Below are 19,447 nucleotides of genomic sequence, written 5' to 3'. Positions count from 1 at the left end.
GGGCTACGAGAAGGGCGTGACATGGCCGCGCGTTACCTGGAGATCCTCAGAACGAGGCACGCTGCTCGGCTGCTGGTCGGCACTCTTGTGGGGCGGCTGCCGAACGCCGTGGCCGCGATCGCCGTCCTGCTGTTCGTCCGCGCCGAGGGCGGCAGCTACAGCCTCGCCGGCGCGCTGGCGGCGGTGTACGGGGTGTCGAATGCCGTGGGGCAGCCGGTGCTCGGGCGTCTGGTGGACCTCTTCGGGCAGCCGCGTGTGCAACTGCCTGCCGCGCTCGTCTCCGCCCTCGGTATGGCGGTGTTCGCCTTCACGGGCATCGGGGCGCTTGCGCTCGCGTATGTCCTGATGGTGGTGGCCGGGTTCTTCACGCCGCCTCTGGAGGGCGGTCTGCGGGCGTTGTGGCCCACGGTCCTCCGTAAGGAGGAACAGGTGCACACGGCGTACGCGATGGATGCCGTGGCGCAGGAAGTCATGTTCACCGTGGGGCCGTTGCTCGTCACGCTGTGTGTGTCGCTGTGGTCGGCGCAGGCCGCGCTTCTTGTGTTGAACGTCATAGGGGTGCTGGGCGCGCTCTCCGTGGTGGTGTCGCGGCCTTCGCGCGCGTGGCGTTCGGCGCCGCGGGAGGCGCACTGGCTCGGTGCGTTGCGCTCGGCCGGTCTGCTCGTCCTGCTCGGCGCGTTCCTTTTCGTGGGCATCGCGCTGGGCTCGATCAACGTTGCTGCGATGGCGTACGCGGACGACAACGGCGGGGATGTGACGTACGGCTGGCTGATGGCGGCCATCGGGCTCGGCGCGCTTGTCGGGGGCACCGTGTACGGGGCGCGGCAGTGGAGCGGTGCGCCGGAGCGTCGACTGCGGGTGCTTGTGGCGCTTCTGGCGGTGTTCTACGTACCGCTGACGTTGACGCCGGGTGTGGTTGCCATGGCGGTGCTGATCGCGCTCTCCGGGGTGTTTCTGGCGCCCTGTATCGCTTGCTCGTTCGTCCTGGTCGACCGGTATGCGCCGAGGGGCACCGTGACCGAGGCGTTCTCCTGGCTTGTGACGACGTTCACGGTGGGAATGTCGGTCGGGACGGGTCTCGCGGGACCGGTCGTCGAGTGGGGTGGCGCGGTGTCGGGCTTCGCTCTGCCGGGTGTCGCGGGGGCTGTTGCGCTGCTTGTTCTGCTGGCCACGGGGCGGGTCCTCGCAGCTACGGGCAGCGGTGCGGTGGTTGAAGTCGCATCGGAAAATGATCGAAACGGTGCACCCGAACCTCGTTTCAGCACAGGGCATCAGGCGTAATGTTCAGTCATGGACCGCCGCATTTTCGGGCTGGAGAACGAGTACGGCGTCACGTGTACGTTCAGGGGACAGCGTCGGCTGTCTCCCGACGAGGTGGCGCGGTACCTCTTCCGCCGTGTCGTGTCATGGGGCCGCAGCAGCAATGTCTTTCTGCGAAACGGCGCCCGCCTCTATCTCGACGTGGGGTCACATCCGGAATACGCCACACCGGAATGTGACAACGTGACAGAGCTCGTCACCCACGACAAGGCTGGCGAGCGCATTCTGGAAGGACTCCTGGTAGACGCCGAACGACGCCTGCACGAGGAAGGAATCGCGGGCGACGTCTACCTCTTCAAGAACAACACCGACTCGGCGGGCAACTCCTACGGCTGCCACGAGAACTATCTGGTGGCCCGCCATGGGGAGTTCTCCCGGCTCGCGGACATCCTCATCCCGTTCCTCGTCACCAGGCAGCTTCTCTGTGGTGCCGGCAAGGTGCTGCAGACCCCGCGTGGCGCGGTGTACTGCGTCAGTCAGCGGGCCGAGCACATCTGGGAGGGCGTCTCCTCGGCGACGACCCGTTCCCGGCCGATCATCAACACGCGTGACGAACCCCACGCGGACGCCGAGCGCTACCGTCGCCTGCACGTCATCGTGGGCGACTCGAACATGTCCGAGACGACCATGCTCCTCAAGGTCGGCGCCACCGATCTCGTACTGCGCATGATCGAGGCGGGCACGGTGATGCGCGATCTGACCCTGGAGAACCCGATCCGGGCGATCCGCGAGGTCAGCCATGACATCACGGGCCGCCGCAAGGTGCGCCTGGCCAGCGGCCGTGAGGCCTCCGCCCTGGAGGTGCAGCGGGAGTACTACGAGAAGGCCGTGGACTTCTGTGAGCGGCGCGGCATCCGCACCGGCACCGTCGAGCAGGTCCTCGAGCTGTGGGGCCGCACGCTGGACTCGATCGAGTCCGAGGACCTCGACCGGATCGGTACCGAGATCGACTGGGTGATGAAGTACAAGCTCATCGAGCGGTACCGCGCCAAGCACAACATGACGATGTCGCATCCGCGGGTCGCGCAGATAGACCTCGCATATCACGACATCCACCGTCGTCGAGGGCTGTACTACCTGCTGGAGAAGAAGGGGCAGGCCACCCGGATCTGCAATGACCTGAAGATCTTCGAGGGCAAGTCCGTGCCGCCGCAGACCACCCGGGCACGGCTGCGCGGCGACTTCATCCGGCGGGCGCAGGAGCAGCGCCGGGACTTCACCGTCGACTGGGTTCATCTCAAGCTCAACGACCAGGCACAGCGCACCGTGTTGTGCAAGGACCCGTTCCGTTCCGTCGACGACCGGGTGGAAAAGCTCATCGCCGGAATGTGAGCCGTCAGTTCCTGCCGATATTGCGGAACGCAACGCAGGGCGCCGTACGTTCTTCGTACGGCGCCCTTCTCACGCCGTAGAGTTGCGCGCACGCCCACCGCAAGATCGACCGATACGAGGCCCCCACTGTGCGCCGACGCTCACTCCTGATTGCCGCTCCCGCCGGACTGCTCACGCTCGCCGGCTGCGGTGGCGACGACACGGCCGACAAGGACAAGGCCAGCAGCAGTACGTCCCCCTCGGCGGCCCCGTCGGCCAGTGCGCCCCCGCCGCCGAAGCTCGTCGACGGGCCGTTGCCGGCCATCACCGCCGGTGCGAAGCTCGACGAGAAGCCGACCATTGCCAAGGGCAGCGGTGATCCCTCGAAGGACCTCGCGGTCAAGACGGTCATCGCGGGCAACGGCAAGACGCTGGCCGAGAACGACTTCGTCAAGGTGAACTACCTCGCTCAGGTCTGGACCACGGCGAAGGTCTTCGACAACTCCTACGACCGCAAGGCGCCCATCGTCATCCAGCTCGCTCAGGGCCAGGTCATGGACGGCTGGCGCTACGCCCTGATGGGCAAGAAGGCCGGCAGCCGCGTCCTGATGGCTGTGCCTCCGGCCTGGGGCTTCGGCGAGCAGGGCAACCCCCAGGCGGGCGTCAAGGGCACCGACACGCTGGTGTGTGTCCTCGATGTCCAGGACACCTTCAATGCGAAGAGCTCCGCCAAGGGCTCCGAGGTCGCGCAGGACAACATCGACCTGCCCAAGGTCGGCACCAACACCGACGGCAAGGCCCCCTCCATCGAGGTGCCGAAGAAGGACGCGCCGACGAAGCTCGTCGCGAACTACATCCTGGAGGGGGACGGCGAGGAGGTCGCGGCGAGCGACAGCGTCCTCGTGCAGTACAAGGGGGTGCTCTGGGCCGACGGCAAGGAGTTCGACTCCACGTACAGCAGGCAGCAGCTCACCTCGTTCTCGCTGCAGCAGGTCGTCAAGGGCTGGGCGCAGGGCCTGACCGGCAAGAAGGTCGGCAGCCGTGTACTCATCGTCGTCCCGCCGAAGCTCGGGTACGGCGACAGCCCGCCGCAGGGCAGCCCCATCAAGAAGGACTCGGTGCTGGTGTTCACGGTCGACATCCTCGCGAAGATGTAAGGCGTGCGGGGATGTAAGACTGTCGGTGTTGCCCCAGTTGCCTTTCGCATACAGCAGGAGCCAAAGACGTGAGCATCGAGAAGCCGGAGATCGACTTCCCCGAAGGCCCGCCCCCCGCGGACCTCGAGATCAAGGACATCTGGGAGGGCGAGGGGCCGGTCGCGAAGGCCGGCGACTTCGTCAAGGTCCATTACGTGGGCGTGGCCTACTCCAGCGGCGAGGAGTTCGACGCTTCCTGGAACCGTGGTACGCCGCTGGAGTTCCAGCTCGGTGTCGGCCAGGTCATCTCCGGCTGGGACCAGGGTGTGCAGGGCATGAAGGTCGGCGGACGCCGTCAGCTGACCATCCCCGCCCACCTCGCGTACGGCGATCGCGGTGCCGGTGGCGGCCGTATCGCGCCGGGCGAGGCGCTGATCTTCGTCTGCGACCTGGTCGCAGTCTGATCTTCGAGGTCTGAATCTTCGCGGGGGCCGTCCGCGAGTGGCTCGTGGCCCGGTCTTCGTACGCCGTGTGATCGCGGTCCGACCGGACCCGATCACCTGGGGCCCATGCCTGTCGGGCATGGGCCCTCGGCTTTTGCCACGACACTCCGGAGCGGTACGGTCATCGATCGGAAGCACCATAGGGAAGGGCGTCGATGGCCATTGCCAAGGCCGAGCGGCTGATGAACCTGGCGCTGTGTCTGCTTGGGACGCGGCGGCCGCTCAGCAAGCGTGAGCTGCGCGATTCCATCGAGGCTTACGTCGAGGCCTTCAGGCCGGGCAGCGGTGCGGTCGGCTCGGACGACTCCTTCAACCGGATGTTCGAGCGCGACAAGGACGATCTGCGCGAGCTCGGCCTGGTCATCGAGACGGTGGAGAGCCTCGACGGCGAGGTCGGCTATCTCGCCCGCCGCGACAGCAACCGCCTGCCGCCCATCACGCTCGACGCCGAGGAGGCCGCCGCCCTGGGCCTGGTCGCCAAGGTCTGGCAGCAGGCCCGCCTCGCGGGTGCGGCGAGCGGCGCCCTGCAGAAGCTGCGTGCGGCCGGACTACCCGAGGACGTCGACCCGTACGAGGCCCATGGCGCCCTGGAGCCGCACATCCCCGTGCACGAGGCGGCCTTCGAACCGCTGATGCTCGCCTGTCGCGACCGCCGCCCCGTCTCCTTCGACTACCGCAAGGCCACCGCCGCCCGCCCCGAGCCCCGCATCGTCGAGCCCTGGGCGCTGGAGTGCTGGCGCGGCCACTGGTATCTGGCCGGCTGGGACCGTGACCGGGGCGCCGAGCGCGTTTTCCGGCTGTCGCGGATCACCGGCAAGGTCCGTACCCGCAGCGGGAAGTTCACGGCTGAGGTGCCCGATGTCGTCACCGTGCGGGAGACCGTCGCGAGCTGGGCCGGAGAGACCGCCGACCGCTCCGCGCTGATCCGGCTGCGGACCGGGGCGGGTTACCCGCTGCGCGCCAAGGCCGTCTCGGTACGGGAACTGGGCGACGGCTGGGACGAGTTGGAGATCCCGTACGGGCATGGGCTTGACGCCTGGCTTGTGGAGTTCGGGCCCGATGTGGTGGTCCTGGAGCCTGCCGAGCTGCGGGCCGATGTCGTGGACCGGCTGCGCGCCGTGGCCAAGGGCTGAGAGGGCGTAGGAGAAGTGGCGGGAAAACCGGTCAGGCCCGTGAGTGCCATCGACCAGACGCGGCGGATGCTGTCCCTGGTGACGTATCTGCGGGAGCGCCCAGGTGCGCGCGTCAGCGATGTCGCCCGGGCCTTCGGGATCACCGAGGACGAGCTGATCTCCGACCTCGATGTGCTGCCGCTGTGCGGGACCAGCTTCCGCGGCGGCGATCTGCTGGACATCGACACCGACGGCGACCGGATCTGGTGGCGCAACCCGGGCGCCCTGGGCGCGGAGGCGGCCGAGCCGCTGCGGATCGCCGCCGACGAGGCGACCGCGCTGCTGGTGGCCGCCCGGGCCGTGTCCACCCTGCCCGGGCTGCGTGAGGGCGACCGGCAGGCGCTGCTGCGGGCCACCGCCAAGGTGGAGGCCGCGGCGGGCGAGGCGGCGGGTGCCAGTGCCCGGCTGTCGGTGACGTTCGAGTCCGAGGGCGGGGTCTTCGCGGACGTCGACCGGGCGATCTCCGAGCGGCGCCGACTGTGGATCCGCTACTACTCGCCCGGGCGCGACGAGCTCACCGAGCGCGAGATCGACCCGATCCGCCTGGTCAGCGTCGGCCACACCTACGTGGAGGCCTGGTGCCGCCGCTCCGAGGCGCGGCGCACCTTCCGGCTCGACCGGGTCGCGGAGATCCGCATCCTGGACGAGCCGTCCGCGCCGCCCGAGGTGGAACTGCGGGACCTCTCCGAGGGGCTGGTGCAGCCCGCCGCCGAGGATCCCGAGGTGGTCGTCGAGGTCGGGCCGGGCGGGCGCTGGGTCGCCGAGTACTACCCGCACGACAGCGCCGATGAACTCCCGGACGGCGGGCTGCGTATCACCCTGCGTGCCTCCGATCCCGCCTCGCTGCGCCGCCTCGCGCTGCGGCTCGGGCGGGACGGCCGGATCGTCTCGCCGCGGGAGGTCGCGGACAGTGCCCGGCAGGCGGCACATGAGGCGCTCGCGGCGTACGACGTGCCACAGGGCGTGGCGGCGAATCTCCCCGAGGAGCCGCACGGAGTTCAGGACGGGCTGTACGGCAGGCAGGAGCAAGGGCTGTGAGCAGGTCGGCGATGTCTGGTACGCAGGGAATGTCCGTGACGTCCGCGTTCTCGGGCATGACGAGAGTGGATCCCGTGGTGTTCAAGGCTGCCTGCCCCGACTGCCGCGCCCACTTCGAACTCTCCGCGAACGCCCTGCGCCTGGCGATCGGCGCCACACCGAAGACGACCTTCTACTCCTTCACCTGCCCGGAGTGCGACGCGGCGGTGCGCAAGCCGGCCGGCGAGCGGATCGTGGAACTCCTCACCGGCGGAGGGGTGCGGACCCTGCGGCTGCACTCCACCGTCTAGGCTCTGCGCATGTTCTGGCCGATGCTCGCGATCGCTGTGGGTTTCCTGGGAATCGCCGTACTCGGCGTCCTCGCCGTCCGGGTCTTCCTGGAAGCCGAGCGTCTGGGCAGGCAGGTCACGGATTCCGCACGTCGGATCAACCGCGCGGCAGAAGACCTGGAACGGGCCTCCGCGACCGCGGCGCGTTCTGTCGATGCGCTGTGAGCCGTCCCTGCCGGGCGCTTTGAGTCACTCTGACCTGTCAACTTCCCAGCATCGGCAGGTACGCTGCTGGACGCGGCCCCGAGAACGAGGCGCGGGCCGCAGACCGGGAGTACGCACAGGGATTGCCTCGCGTTCACCCCTGCGCGTTACGATCGCTGTCAGCACGATCCTCGGACAGGTGTCCGACGGGTCGGACGGCAACCCCGCCCCAGCCGCCTCGGTGAGAAGGTAAAGACATATGTTCGGAAGGCTCGGAGCTCCCGAGATCATTCTCATCCTCGTCGTCATCATCCTGCTCTTCGGCGCGAAGAAGCTTCCGGACATGGCTCGCTCCCTGGGCAAGTCCGCCCGCATCCTCAAGAGCGAGGCCAAGGCGATGAAGACCGAGGGCAAGGACGACAGTGCCACCCCGGCAGGTCCGCCGCACGACGACCAGCAGCCCCCGGCCCAGCGCACCATCCAGGCCGCGCCCGGCGATGTGACCAGCTCCCGCCCGGTCACCGAGCCGACGGACACGACCAAGCGCTGACGCAGGGCCGGTGACCTCCGGCCCGCTGCACGAGATGGGAACGTGGGTTGCTCAAGTCTGCCCGCAAGAACGAAGAGAAGGATCCCGAGGGGCGGATGCCCCTCGCGGAGCACCTTCGTGAGCTCCGCAACCGGCTCGCGAAGGCGATGCTGGCCATCGTCCTCGTCACGGTCGTCGCCGCCTTCTTCTACAACGACATCATCAACTTTTTCACCGAGCCGATCCTCAAAGAGGTCGGCTGCTCGAAGTCCTTCGAGGAACTGGCGCAGGCTTCCGACGACAGCAACCCCTGTGCGCGGATCACGATCAACGGTCTGATCACGCCCTTCACCCTGGCGCTGAAGGTGTCCCTCATGGCCGGCGTCGTCCTCGCCTCGCCGGTCTGGCTCTACCAGCTCTGGGCGTTCGTCGCGCCCGGACTGCACAAGGGCGAGAAGAAGTACGCCTATGCGTTCGTCGGGTCCGGTGTCCCGCTGTTCCTCATCGGCGCCTTCTTCGCGTACTCGGTGCTCCCCACCACCGCGAAGGTCCTGATCGAGTTCACGCCCTTCGGTGTGGACAACCTGCTGCCGCTGGACGATCTGCTCGACCTCGTCACGCGCATGGTGGTCGTCTTCGGGCTCTCCTTCGAGCTGCCGCTGCTCTTGGTGATGCTCAACATGACCGGGGCGATCTCCGGAAAGCGCATGGCCGGCTGGTGGCGCGGCATGATCATGGGCATCACGCTGTTCGCCGCGATCGCCACGCCGAGCACGGACCCGCTGACGATGATGGCGCTGGCCGCCCCCATCTGGATCCTGTACTTCTTGGCGACCGGCTTCTCACTGCTGAACGACCGTCGCAGGGCCCGCCGCGAAGCCATGGGCCCGGACGACGACGAGGCCTCCGAACTCGACCTGACGCCCGAGGACATCGGCGAGATCGAATCCGTCTCGGCCAGCCGCGCCCTGCCGGCGCAGACGGACACCGACCGCCAGCGCGATCCCGACCGGGTCAACGGCTACGACGACGTGACCTGACAGACGCACACCGGGACCGGCCCCGCGGGCCTGAGCTGGGTGGATTCCCGGTGGGCGGGGTCGGATCCGGATATTGATCGTCCTGTTGTCAGTGGCTGACGGTACGCTCGAAAGCACGATGACAGAGGATCTCTCACCGGCCGAGCGGTACGAGGCAGCGCGGCAGCGCGCTGTCGAGCAGGCCACCGCACTCGCGTCCTTCCGCGAGATGTACGACTTCGGCCTCGACCCCTTCCAGATCGAGGCCTGCCAGGCGCTCGAGTCGGGCAAGGGTGTGCTGGTGGCCGCGCCCACCGGCTCGGGCAAGACGATCGTGGGCGAGTTCGCCGTCCACCTCGCCCTCCAGCAGGGCAAGAAGTGCTTCTACACCACGCCCATCAAGGCGCTGTCGAACCAGAAGTACACCGATCTGGCGCGTCGTTACGGCGCCGAGAAGGTCGGCCTGCTCACCGGCGACAACAGCGTCAACTCCGACGCCCCGGTGGTCGTGATGACCACCGAGGTGCTCCGCAACATGCTCTACGCGGGCTCGCAGACCCTCCTCGGCCTGGGTTACGTCGTCATGGACGAGGTGCACTACCTCTCGGACCGCTTCCGCGGCGCCGTCTGGGAGGAAGTGATCATCCACCTCCCCGAGTCGGTGACGCTGGTGTCGCTCTCGGCGACGGTGTCGAACGCCGAGGAGTTCGGCGACTGGCTCGACACGGTGCGCGGCGACACCGAAGTGATCGTCTCCGAGCACCGCCCCGTGCCGCTGTTCCAGCACGTACTGGCCGGACGCCGCATCTACGACCTCTTCGAGGAGGGCGAGGGCCACAAGAAGGCCGTCAACCCCGACCTCACCCGCCTGGCCCGCATGGAGGCGACCCGGCCCTCGTACCAGGACCGCAGACGGGGCCGCAATATGCGCGAGGCCGACCGCGAGCGCGAGCGGCGGCAGAGATCGCGCGTATGGACACCGGGCCGCCCCGAAGTCATCGAACGGCTCGACTCCGAAGGGCTGCTGCCCGCCATCACGTTCATCTTCAGCCGCGCCGCCTGCGAGGCCGCCGTCCAGCAGTGCCTGTACGCGGGCCTGAGGCTGAACGACGACGAGTCGCGCCTCAAGGTCCGCGCCCTCGTCGAAGGACGTACGTCCTCCATACCGGCCGAGGACCTCCACGTCCTGGGCTACTACGAGTGGCTGGAAGGCCTGGAGCGCGGCATCGCGGCTCACCACGCGGGCATGCTGCCGACGTTCAAGGAGGTCGTCGAGGAGCTGTTCGTACGCGGCCTGGTCAAGGCCGTGTTCGCCACCGAGACCCTCGCCCTCGGCATCAACATGCCCGCCCGCTCGGTGGTGTTGGAGAAGCTCGTCAAGTGGAACGGCGAGCAGCACGCCGACATCACTCCCGGCGAGTACACCCAGCTGACCGGCCGCGCAGGTCGCCGTGGCATCGATGTCGAGGGCCACGCCGTCGTGCTGTGGCAGCGCGGCATAAGCCCCGAGCATCTCGCGGGCCTCGCGGGCACACGCACGTACCCGCTGCGCTCCAGCTTCAAGCCGTCGTACAACATGGCGGTGAACCTCGTCGAGCAGTTCGGCCGGCACCGCTCGCGCGAACTCCTTGAGACGTCGTTCGCGCAGTTCCAGGCCGACAAGTCGGTCGTGGGGATCTCCCGCCAGGTGCAGCGCAACGAAGAGGGACTTGAGGGCTACAAGGCCTCCATGACCTGCCACTTGGGCGACTTCGACGAGTACGCGCGACTGCGTCGCGAACTCAAGGACCGCGAGACCGAGCTGGCCAAGCAGGGCGCAGCGCAGCGGCGAGCGGAAGCGGCCGTGGCGCTGGAAAAGCTCAAGCCCGGCGATGTGATCCATGTGCCGACCGGCAAGTTCGCGGGTCTTGCGCTGGTGCTGGACCCCGGGCTGTCCGCCGGTCGGTCCAACGGCCACCGCGGCTTCGAGCACCACGACGGGCCGCGGCCCCTGGTCCTCACCGCCGAGCGGCAGGTCAAGCGCCTCGCCTCGATCGACTTCCCGGTGCCCGTCGAGGCGCTGGAGCGGATGCGCATCCCGAAGTCGTTCAACCCGCGCTCGCCGCAGTCACGCCGCGATCTCGCCTCCGCGCTGCGCACCAAGGCCGGACACATCGTTCCCGACCGGCACCACAAGCGGCGCTCCGAGGCCGTCGACGACCGGGAGATCGCCCGGCTGCGCACCGCACTGCGCGCACACCCCTGCCACGGGTGCAATGACCGTGAGGACCACGCCCGTTGGGCCGAGCGCTACCACCGGCTGCTGCGCGACACCTCGCAGCTGGAGCGGCGCATCGAGGGGCGGACGAACACCATCGCCCGTACCTTCGACCGGATCGTCGCGCTGCTGACCGAGCTCGACTATCTGCGCGGCGACGAGGTCACCGAGCACGGCAAGCGGCTCGCCCGGCTCTACGGAGAGCTGGACCTGCTCGCCAGCGAATGCCTGCGCGCCGGCGTCTGGGAAGGCCTCGCGCCGGCCGAACTGGCCGCGTGCGCCTCGGCGTTGGTGTACGAGGCCCGGGTCGGCGACGACGCGCTCGCGCCGAAGCTGCCGTCCGGCAAGGTGAAGGCCGCGCTCGGCGAGATGGTCCGCATCTGGGGTCGTCTGGACGCCCTGGAGGAGGACTTCCGGATCAGCCAGACCGAGGGCGTCGGTCAGCGCGAGCCGGACCTGGGCTTCGCCTGGGCGGCGTACGAGTGGGCCTCCGGCAAGGGGCTCGACGAAGTGCTCCGCGAGGCCGAGATGCCCGCCGGTGACTTTGTGCGCTGGTGCAAGCAGGTCATCGACGTACTCGGCCAGATTTCGGCGGCGGCGCCGGTTTCCGGCACCAAGGGGTCCACCGTGGCGAAGAACGCGCGGAAGGCTGTGGACGGGCTGCTGCGGGGGGTCGTCGCTTACTCGTCGGTGGGGTGAGCGGGCGTTCGTCTGCCGGCACCGGCCGGTTCCCGTGTCAGTCGCCGAGCGACTCCAGGTACGCGCGCCAGCCCCCGTACTCCGTGATGTCCCGCGCATCGTCGAGCGCGCCCGGCTCGCACAGGAATCCCGGTACGTCACTGCCGTCGGCCAGCGTCACCCGGCCCAGCGTCATCGGCCGGGGCAGCGCGGCGGTGAGGCGGCCGAGGCCCTCGGCGGGCAGTCGCCACACCTCGGCCTCGATCGCGGCCCCGTTGGCGCCGACGTGGACCAGGCCCGGCTTGGGCGGGTCGGTGGCCAGGGCGTGCAGCCGGTAGACGGGTGCGGTCTTCGTCGTACGTTCCAACTGGGCGCCCTGGGCGAGGAGTTGGCCGTTCAGGGGCTGGTCCGACAGGTGCGCGCCGAGTACGGCGAGCCGGACGGGCGGCGCTTCCAGGGTTCGGGCGATGCGGACGAGACGTTCGTCGGTGAACGCGGGGCCGATCAGCATGACGCCGAAGGGGAGCCCCGCCACCTGGCCCGCAGGGACGGCGACGGCGGCCAGGTCGAAGAGGTTGGTGGAGTTGGTGAAGCGGCCGAGGCGGGCGTTCGTGCCCAGCGGGTCGGCGGCTACCTCGGCGAGGGTGGGATGGCCGGGCGCGGTCGGCAGGAGCAGGGCGTCCGCGTCGCCGAGTGACTCCAGTGCGCGGGTGCGCAGGGCTGCGAGACGCTCCTGGTCGGCGAAGAGCTGGTGCGCCGGGATGTCCCGGGCGCGGGTGATGATCCCGGCGACCGTGGGATCCAGGCCGTCGCCGCCCTCGGAGAGCAACTTGTCGACAAAACTTCCTACAGCTGTGTAGCGCTCCGCCACGAAGGCTCCTTCGTAGAGCATCGTGGCGGCCGCCGTGAAGGGGGCGAGGTCGATGGTGCGCAACTCGGCGCCTGCGGCCTGTAGTTGGGTCACGGCTGCCTCATATGCCTGTGGCCAGCCCTCGTCCATTTCGCCGAGCTGGTCTCGGGGTGGGACGGCTATGCGCCAGGGGCCCGGGGCGCGCTGGGGGAGTGCGGGGAGTTCTCGGGCGGGTGGGGAGGTCATGTGGGTGAGGGCCTGTTCCGCCTCCGGGAGGGTGCGGGCGAAGACCGTTACGCAGTCCAGGGAGGCGCAGGCCGGGACCACGCCTTGTGTGGGGACGAGGCCTCGGGTGGGTTTCAGGCCGACGATTCCGTTGAACGCGGCGGGGACGCGGCCGCTGCCCGCGGTGTCTGTGCCGAGCGCGAAGTCGACGATGCCGAGCGCTACCGCTACGGCTGAGCCGGAGCTGGAGCCGCCGCTGATTCTTTGCGGGTCGATGGCGTTGCGTACGGCGCCGTGGGGGGAGCGGGTGCCGACGAGGCCTGTGGCGAACTGGTCCAGGTTCGTGGTGCCGAGGGCGATCGCGCCTGCCGCGCGTAGGCGGGCGACCGCCGGGGCGTCGGCCTCCGGCTGGTACGCGTAGGAAGGGCAGCCGGCGGTTGTGGGGAGGCCCGCTACGTCGATGTTGCCCTTCGCTGCGAACAGTTGCCCTGCGAGGGGGAGGTGTTCGCCTGCGGCCACCCGTGCGTCGATTTGACGGGCCTCTGTCTCGACCTCCGCCTTTGGGCGCAGGTCGATCCAGACCTCGGGGCGGTTCACCGTCTTGATGCGGGCGTAGGCCAATTGGACTCGGGTGACGGTGGAGGGCGACATCGGTGCTCCTTGCGCTGGGGTTTCGTTGTCGGGTGCGGCCCGGTGGCCGTCTGTGCCCACCCGTTCCGCTCTGCGGAACGCCTGCCCACAGACGAGCGGGACGCCTGCCCACAGACGAGCGGGACGCCTGCCCACAGACGAGCGGGACGCCCGCCCACAGACCGCCGGGCGGAGTCAGCTCGTGGGCGCCAGCACCAGCAGCGCCGTGCCCGGTTCCACCTGGGCCCCCGGCTTGGTGAGGATCTGTGTCACCACGCCGTCCATCGGCGCGTGCACCCTTGACTCCATCTTCATGGCCTCCAGGGCGAGGAGTGGCTGGCCCATGGTCACCTCGTCGCCCTGGGCGACGTTCAGCTGCCAGACCGACGCGGCGAATTCGGCCTCCACCAGGTGGCCGCCCGGTGGGACCGTCACCTCCGGCCGGGCTGGTGACGGAGCCGAGGCTGTCTCCGCCCTGGTGAACTCGCCCGATGCCTCCCAGGCGTCCCGTTCCGCTGCGAAGGCGGCGCCCTGGCGGGTCCTGAACTCGGCGATCGAGCCGGCGTTCTCGGTCAGGAACGCCTCGTACTCGGCGAGTGAGAAGACGCCCTCCTCGATCTGAGGAACGAAACGGCCCGAGATGATGTCGGCCCGTAGTTCCAGCAGTTCGTCCGGGGTCACCGGGTACCACTTGATGCGGTCGAAGAAGCGCAGCAGCCAGGGGGAGCCGGGTTCGAAGGCGCCGCGTTGCTGCCAGCCGGACCAGACCTGGGTCGTGCGGCCGACGAACTGGTAGCCGCCGGGGCCCTCCATCCCGTAGACGCAGAGGTACGCGCCGCCGATGCCGACCGAGTTCTCGGCGGTCCAGGTGCGGGCCGGGTTGTACTTCGTCGTGACCAGGCGGTGACGGGGATCCAGAGGCGTGGCCACCGGGGCGCCCAGGTACACATCACCCAGGCCGAGGACCAGGTACTCGGAGTCGAAGACCGTCCGGTACACGTCCTCCACCGAGTCCAGGCCGTTGACCCGGCGGATGAACTCGATGTTCCAGGGGCACCAGGGCGCGTCGTCGCGGACGCCCGCCATATAGCGGGCGATCGCCTCGCGGGTCGCCGGGTCGTCCCAGGAGAGGGGGAGGTGGACGGTTCGGGACGGCACGACCAGTTGGTCCGTCGAGGGCAGTGTGGCCACCAACGACCGTACTGCCGTGAGGAGTTGGTGCTGGGGGAGGCGGTGCGGATCCGTCTGGATCTGAAGGGAGCGGATGCCCGGCGTGAGGTCGGTGACTCCCTCGAGGCGGGCCTCCGTCACCGCCTCCATCAGGGCGTGCACCCGCATACGCAGCGCCAGGTCCAGCTGCATGGGCCCGAACTCGACCAGCAGATGGTCGTCGCCGCTGCGGCGGTACGTCACGTCGCCGTCCCGCGCCAGCACGCCACCGTCCACGATCGCGGGCCGCGCCGCACCCTCCCCCACTCTCGGCTCCGCTCGAGCGGGGGGACCCCCATCGTCCACCGGTACAAAGCGCACCGTGTCCCCGGGACGCAGCTGGCCGAGCTTCCAGCGCTCCACGCTGAGGACTGTCGCCGGGCACACGAACCCGCCGAGCGAGGGGCCGTCGGGACCGAGCAGGACCGGCATGTCGCCCGTGTAGTCGACAGCGCCGACCGAGTACGGGGTGTCGTGGATGTTGGACGGGTGCAGGCCCGCCTCGCCGCCATCGGAGCGGGCCCAGCGGGGCTTCGGACCGACCAGCCGTACGCCCGTGCGTGCCGAGTTGAAGTGCACCTTCCAGTCGGCCGCGTAGAAGTCGTGGATGTCCTCCTCGGTGAAGAACTCCGGTGCCGCGTGCGGGCCTTCGAGCGCGCCCACCTGCCATACGGCACTGAACACCGGCCGCTCGCCCTCCGGCACCGCCGCCCCCGAGGACGCGACCGCGCCCCCGTGCAGCACGTCCCCGGTCCGCAGCGCCCGCCCGCCGTGGCCGCCGAACCGGCCCAGCGTGAAGGTCGAGGCGCTCCCCAGGAACGCCGGGACATCCAGGCCGCCCGCGAAGAGTACGTACGTCCGCAGGCCGTGCTCGGCAGGAGTGCCGATCTCCAGTACGCCCCCTGCCGGCACCGTCACCGGCTCCCACTGCGCGACCGCCCCGCCGTCGACCGTCACCGGCGCCGGAGCACCCGTGACACACACCGTCGTCGCGTGCGTGAACCTCAATGACGGTCCCCGCAAGGTGCATTCGAGACCGGGCGCGCCCTCGTCGTTGCCCAGCGCGCGGTTGCCGAGCCGGAACGACAGGTCGTCCATCGGCCCGCACGGCGGCACGCCCACCTGCCAGTAGCCGGTCCGCCCCGGCCAGTCCTGGACCGTCGTCAGCGTCCCGCCGGAGACGACTTCGATACGCGGCGTGGGATCGCTCACGTCGGCGAGCGTCGCTGTCGAGTGCGCCGCCGCCCGGAAGTCGTCCGACGCGAGCGCCGCCCGCACCAGCCCCAGGTTCGTCTCGATGCCGTCGACCCGGGTCCCGGCCAGCGCCTCGTCCAGCCGTGCCAGCGCCTGCGCACGGTCGGAGCCGTACGCGACGAGCTTGGCGAGCAGGGGGTCGTACGACGTGGTGACCTCGGTGCCCGTCTCGACCCAGCCGTCCACCCGTACGTCCGGTGGGAATTCGACCCGGGTCAACAGGCCCGCGCTGGGCCGGTGTTCACGCGAGGGATCCTCGGCATACACGCGGGCCTCGACGGCATGACCGCGTGGCGCCCCAGGGTCTCGTACGACATCGAAGTCCCCGCGCGCCACACGCAGCATCCACGCGACGAGGTCGACCCCGTAGATCTCCTCGGTGACCGGATGCTCCACCTGGAGGCGGGTGTTGACCTCCAGGAAGTACGCCTCCTCGCGCACCGCGTCGTACACGAACTCGACGGTTCCGGCCGAGCGGTAGTCGACCGAGGCGCACAAGTCCCGGGCGGCGGAGGTCAGTTGCTCGCGTACGTGGGCGGGGAGCCCGGGTGCGGGAGCCTCCTCCACCACCTTCTGGTTGCGGCGCTGGAGTGAGCAGTCGCGGTCGCCGAAGGTGACGACGCGGCCGGCGCCGTCGCCGAAGACCTGCACCTCGACATGGCGGGCCTGCTCGACGAGCCGCTCCAGGAACACTCCGGCCAGGGAGAAGGAGGCCGCGGCGACGCGCTGTACCCGGTCCCAGGCCTCGGTCAACTCATCGGCAGAGCGACATGCCGACATACCGATCCCGCCCCCGCCCCCCGTGGCCTTGAGCATCACCGGGTAGCCGATGCGATCCGCGGCCTCCAGAGCCTCGTCCAGCGAGGCGAGCAGTCCCGTGCCCGGAGCGAGCGGCACCCCGGCCGCCTCAGCCGCCGCCCGGGCTGTGTGCTTCGCCCCGAACAGCTCCAGCTGCTCGGGCGTCGGGCCCACGAACACGATCCCCGCCTCCTCGCAGCGCCGCGCGAACGCCGCGTCCTCGGAGAGGAAGCCGTAGCCCGGGTGGATCGCTCCGGCACCCGTGTCCTTCGCCGCCTTCAGGACGAGATCGGCGTCGAGATACGACTCCTTGGCGGGTGCCGGGCCCAGCCGGACGGCTTGGTCGGCCAAGCGCACATGGGGCGCCGAGCGATCGGCGTCGGAGTACACGGCGACCGTACGCAGGCCCAACTCCCGTGCCGTACGCATGATCCGGACCGCGATCTCGCCCCGGTTGGCGACGAGGAGCGTGTCGAAGGCCGTTCCTCCCTCGCTCATCGAGCGCCCGCCTCACCGATGGTCATCTCCACGGCCGTCGGCTCGAAGCCGTTGCAAGGGTTGTTGATCTGCGGGCAGTTGGAGACCAGGACGAGTACGTCGCGCTCGGCGCGCAGCGTCAGCTTCAGGCCCGGGGCGGAGAGACCGTCGACGATGCCGAGGGTGCCGTCCTTCTCGACCGGCACGTTCATGTACCAATTGATGTTCGAGACGAGATCGCGCTTCCCGAGGCCGTACCTGGCGCCCTCCGCGAGGAAGTTGTCGACGCACGCGTGCTGCGACCAGGTGTGGTGGCCGTAACGCAGGGTGTTCGACTCCTTGGAGCAGGCGCCGCCCACCGTGTCGTGCCGGCCGACCTCGTCCTCGACCACGGTCATCAGCGGGGTGTGCTCGTTGGACATGAGCACACTGCCGGTGGTCAGGAAGATGTTGCCCTGGGCGTGGATCGTGTCGGGCGCGCTGTAGCGGACGGCCGTGTCATGGGCGTCGTACGCGAGGAAGTCGACGGCCTGGTTGCCGTGCAGGTCGGTGATGGTGAGCGTCTCGCCGCTCCGCACGATGGCGGACCAGGCGGAGCGGGCCGGGACGACGGTCGTGGCGGCGGTCATGCGAGCCCCCTCGCGGCAAGGAATTCGGCGGTGTTGAGGAAGGCTCGGCGGCCCTCGGGGGAGGCCTCCCACAGCGGGTCGCCGGGCGGCGTGGCTTCGGCGCGCCAGGCCAGCACCTCCAGCGGGGTGCTCGTGTAGTCGGCGCGCGGGTCGGCCGGGTGGGGCACATTGGCCAGCAGCACTGTGGCGTCCTGCTCGGCCCGCAGCGTCACGCTCCCGCCCTCTCCGGCCGAGCCGGTGAAGTCGAGGGAGCCGTCGTCGCGTACCTCCACGCCCTGGAAGAAGGACAGCGACGGCGGGAGATCCCGGGGTGCCAGACCGTTCTTCGCGGCGGCCAGCTTGAACAGCTCACGCCCGGCCGGAGACGCGGACTGCGGCGTCCCGTCCCCGTACCGCTCCGTGTTCCGTACGAGGGTGGAGGTGCCGCACAGCGCGTCGTGCCGCCCGGAGGTGTCGGCGATCACCGAGGCGAGGACGCGGCCCTGGTCGGAGAGGAGCAGCCGGTCCTCGCCGAGGTAGGCGTTCCACTGGACCTTGACCGTGTCCGCCACGTTCAGCCGTTCCCAGGGGCGGTCGGCGGCGAACAGGAGGAGATGCGCGCAGGCATCGCCCCTGAGGTCGGTCAGCCGCAGCTCCGTGCCGCGGGCCAGCACCCTGTGTGTGTAGTTGCCGCCCGCCACCGTCTCCGCCCACACCAGATGGCCCGCCTCGCAGGGCGGCGCGGGCCAGGCGCTCGCCGGGACCACCGGCATCGCCTCGGCGCGGGCGCCTTCCTGGGCGCGGGCGTGCGCCCGGGCTCCGTACGTGGTCGCAGTCGCCATCGCGGGACCTCCGGCTCGGCAGGGGCGGTCATGTCCGTGCGTGATGTCCGTACGTCATGTGGGTACGTCATGTCCGTACGGAATTTCTGTCGCCCGACAGAAATTAGGAGCCGTGCGGGTCGGTGCCGTTGCCCGGGCGTTGCCGCCCCGTTACCGATGTCTCACCGAGATCGCCGTCCGGGGCCGTGTGCGACGATCGAAGACATGGGCACCAGCGGACGACGAGTGGGCAGGCCACGGGCCGAGCGACGACCGGACAGCGGTCTCTCGCCGCGTGACGAACTGCTCGCCGCCGCCGCGGAGTTGTTCACGACGCGTGGGTACGCGGCCACGACCACCCGGGCCGTCGCCGAGCGGGCGGGCATGCGCCAGGCGTCGATGTACCACTACGTCTCCGGCAAGGAGGAGCTGCTCGCCGAGCTCCTGGAGTCCACCGTCACCCCCTCGCTGACCTTCGCCCGGGAGCTCCTCGCCGAGGACATGACTCCGGCCGAGGGCCGGCTGTGGGACCTGTGCCGCACGGACGTCGAGCTGCTCTGCGGGGGTCCGCACAACCTCGGCGGGCTCTATCTGCTGCCCGAGGTGCGCGCCGAACGCTTCGCCGGCTTCCATGCCGTACGGGCCGAACTCAAGGACACCTACCGGCAGTTGATCGCCGCGACCGAGGCGGGCGGCGCGCTCGTCAAGAGTGAGCTGGATCTGCGGACGGACCTGGTGTTCGGGCTCATCGAGGGCGTCATCCTGGTCCACCGCTCCGACCCCGACCGACCCGTCTCGGCCTTCGCCGAAGCCACCGCGGACGCGGCGCTGCGAATCGCGGGAATCTGAGCCGGAATTCGCCTCGGCGAGTCGGGCCTCACCCCTTCTGATGAGGGGTTTTCGTGCGCTCGTGCGCGGTGACGCATCGTGTTCGAATAGTGCCCGAGCGTATAAATGAGGCCGAGCGTACTCCTGCCGCGCGGGCGATTTCAGGCGCTTGCTGAATATGACTTGGCGATGATCTGGTCGGACTAAGCTCGCCCGCAGCGCCCCGAGTTGCGGCGTATTCGTGCGCTTGTTCCCCAATGTTCTGAAGATCCAGAGAACTCCCCCCAGATCCCCAGCCGATTTGTCTTAGA

16 protein-coding genes are annotated in these 19,447 nt (G+C 69.5%); 12 read left to right on the top strand and 4 right to left on the bottom strand.

From position 1 onward, the window contains the following. The first annotated feature begins 21 nt into the window (after positions 1 to 21). The 11 genes from ACYVO6_RS01560 (at position 22) to ACYVO6_RS01510 (ending at position 11,457) form a co-directional block, all read left to right on the top strand. Entirely contained in the window at positions 22 to 1,281 is a 1,260-nt protein-coding gene (locus ACYVO6_RS01560) for an MFS transporter (RefSeq protein ID WP_461056550.1), read from the top strand. A 9-nt stretch (positions 1,282 to 1,290) separates the two neighbouring features. Further along, positions 1,291 to 2,652 carry a Pup--protein ligase gene (pafA, locus tag ACYVO6_RS01555; RefSeq protein WP_037670540.1) on the top strand — a complete coding sequence of 454 codons (1,362 nt, stop codon included), beginning with the start codon at positions 1,291 to 1,293 and terminating at the stop codon, positions 2,650 to 2,652. 128 nt (positions 2,653 to 2,780) lie between these two features. Further along, on the top strand, positions 2,781 to 3,788 hold the full coding sequence (locus tag ACYVO6_RS01550) for an FKBP-type peptidyl-prolyl cis-trans isomerase (RefSeq protein ID WP_461056549.1): 1,008 nt from the start codon (positions 2,781 to 2,783) through the stop codon (positions 3,786 to 3,788). A gap of 68 nt (positions 3,789 to 3,856) precedes the next feature. Further along, positions 3,857 to 4,231, top strand: coding sequence for an FKBP-type peptidyl-prolyl cis-trans isomerase (locus ACYVO6_RS01545; RefSeq protein ID WP_461056548.1), 375 nt, complete (start codon positions 3,857 to 3,859; stop codon positions 4,229 to 4,231). Positions 4,232 to 4,425: 194 nt separating this feature from the next. Beyond that, a complete protein-coding gene (locus tag ACYVO6_RS01540; RefSeq protein ID WP_461056547.1) occupies positions 4,426 to 5,403 on the top strand; it encodes a helix-turn-helix transcriptional regulator in 978 nt (325 codons plus the stop codon). Positions 5,404 to 5,418: 15 nt separating this feature from the next. Further along, positions 5,419 to 6,480: a helix-turn-helix transcriptional regulator gene (locus ACYVO6_RS01535; protein ID WP_461056546.1), complete on the top strand. Its 1,062-nt coding sequence runs from the start codon at positions 5,419 to 5,421 to the stop codon at positions 6,478 to 6,480. Positions 6,481 to 6,491: 11 nt separating this feature from the next. Then, positions 6,492 to 6,770 (top strand): hypothetical protein, encoded by a 279-nt coding sequence (locus ACYVO6_RS01530; protein ID WP_461056545.1) that lies wholly within the window; start codon positions 6,492 to 6,494, stop codon positions 6,768 to 6,770. A gap of 9 nt (positions 6,771 to 6,779) precedes the next feature. Continuing rightward, positions 6,780 to 6,974: a hypothetical protein gene (locus ACYVO6_RS01525; protein WP_352371307.1), complete on the top strand. Its 195-nt coding sequence runs from the start codon at positions 6,780 to 6,782 to the stop codon at positions 6,972 to 6,974. A 238-nt stretch (positions 6,975 to 7,212) separates the two neighbouring features. Then, positions 7,213 to 7,503, top strand: a complete 291-nt coding sequence (gene tatA / locus ACYVO6_RS01520) for a Sec-independent protein translocase subunit TatA (RefSeq protein WP_165261740.1) — start codon at positions 7,213 to 7,215, stop codon at positions 7,501 to 7,503. A gap of 47 nt (positions 7,504 to 7,550) precedes the next feature. After that, the gene (gene tatC / locus ACYVO6_RS01515; protein WP_461056544.1) at positions 7,551 to 8,522 is read left to right on the top strand and encodes a twin-arginine translocase subunit TatC; all 972 of its coding nucleotides are present in this window, start codon (positions 7,551 to 7,553) and stop codon (positions 8,520 to 8,522) included. A 73-nt stretch (positions 8,523 to 8,595) separates the two neighbouring features. Further along, entirely contained in the window at positions 8,596 to 11,457 is a 2,862-nt protein-coding gene (locus ACYVO6_RS01510; RefSeq protein ID WP_461056543.1) for a DEAD/DEAH box helicase, read from the top strand. A 37-nt stretch (positions 11,458 to 11,494) separates the two neighbouring features. Here ACYVO6_RS01510 and atzF read toward each other — a convergent pair whose 3' ends face one another. The 4 genes from atzF to ACYVO6_RS01490 all read right to left on the bottom strand — a co-directional run bounded on the left by atzF (position 11,495) and on the right by ACYVO6_RS01490 (position 18,329). Then, positions 11,495 to 13,162, bottom strand: coding sequence for an allophanate hydrolase (gene atzF, locus ACYVO6_RS01505; RefSeq protein WP_461056542.1), 1,668 nt, complete (start codon positions 13,160 to 13,162; stop codon positions 11,495 to 11,497). A 174-nt stretch (positions 13,163 to 13,336) separates the two neighbouring features. Then, a complete protein-coding gene (gene uca / locus ACYVO6_RS01500; protein WP_461056541.1) occupies positions 13,337 to 16,900 on the bottom strand; it encodes an urea carboxylase in 3,564 nt (1,187 codons plus the stop codon). After that, positions 16,897 to 17,508: an urea amidolyase associated protein UAAP2 gene (locus ACYVO6_RS01495; protein ID WP_461056540.1), complete on the bottom strand. Its 612-nt coding sequence runs from the start codon at positions 17,506 to 17,508 to the stop codon at positions 16,897 to 16,899. The genes uca and ACYVO6_RS01495 overlap by 4 nt, the downstream gene beginning before the upstream one ends. Beyond that, positions 17,505 to 18,329, bottom strand: a complete 825-nt coding sequence (locus ACYVO6_RS01490; protein ID WP_461056539.1) for an urea amidolyase associated protein UAAP1 — start codon at positions 18,327 to 18,329, stop codon at positions 17,505 to 17,507. Before ACYVO6_RS01490 ends, ACYVO6_RS01495 begins: the two co-directional genes overlap by 4 nt. A gap of 204 nt (positions 18,330 to 18,533) precedes the next feature. Here ACYVO6_RS01490 and ACYVO6_RS01485 point away from each other — a divergent pair, with 204 nt between their 5' ends. After that, entirely contained in the window at positions 18,534 to 19,157 is a 624-nt protein-coding gene (locus tag ACYVO6_RS01485) for a TetR/AcrR family transcriptional regulator (protein ID WP_461056538.1), read from the top strand. Positions 19,158 to 19,447 lie beyond the last annotated feature (290 nt).

The sequence above is a fragment of the Streptomyces pseudoechinosporeus genome, assembly GCF_054783935.1.
Note: the sequence above shows the minus strand (reverse complement) of the source record. Positions and strands in the feature narration are given on the sequence as shown.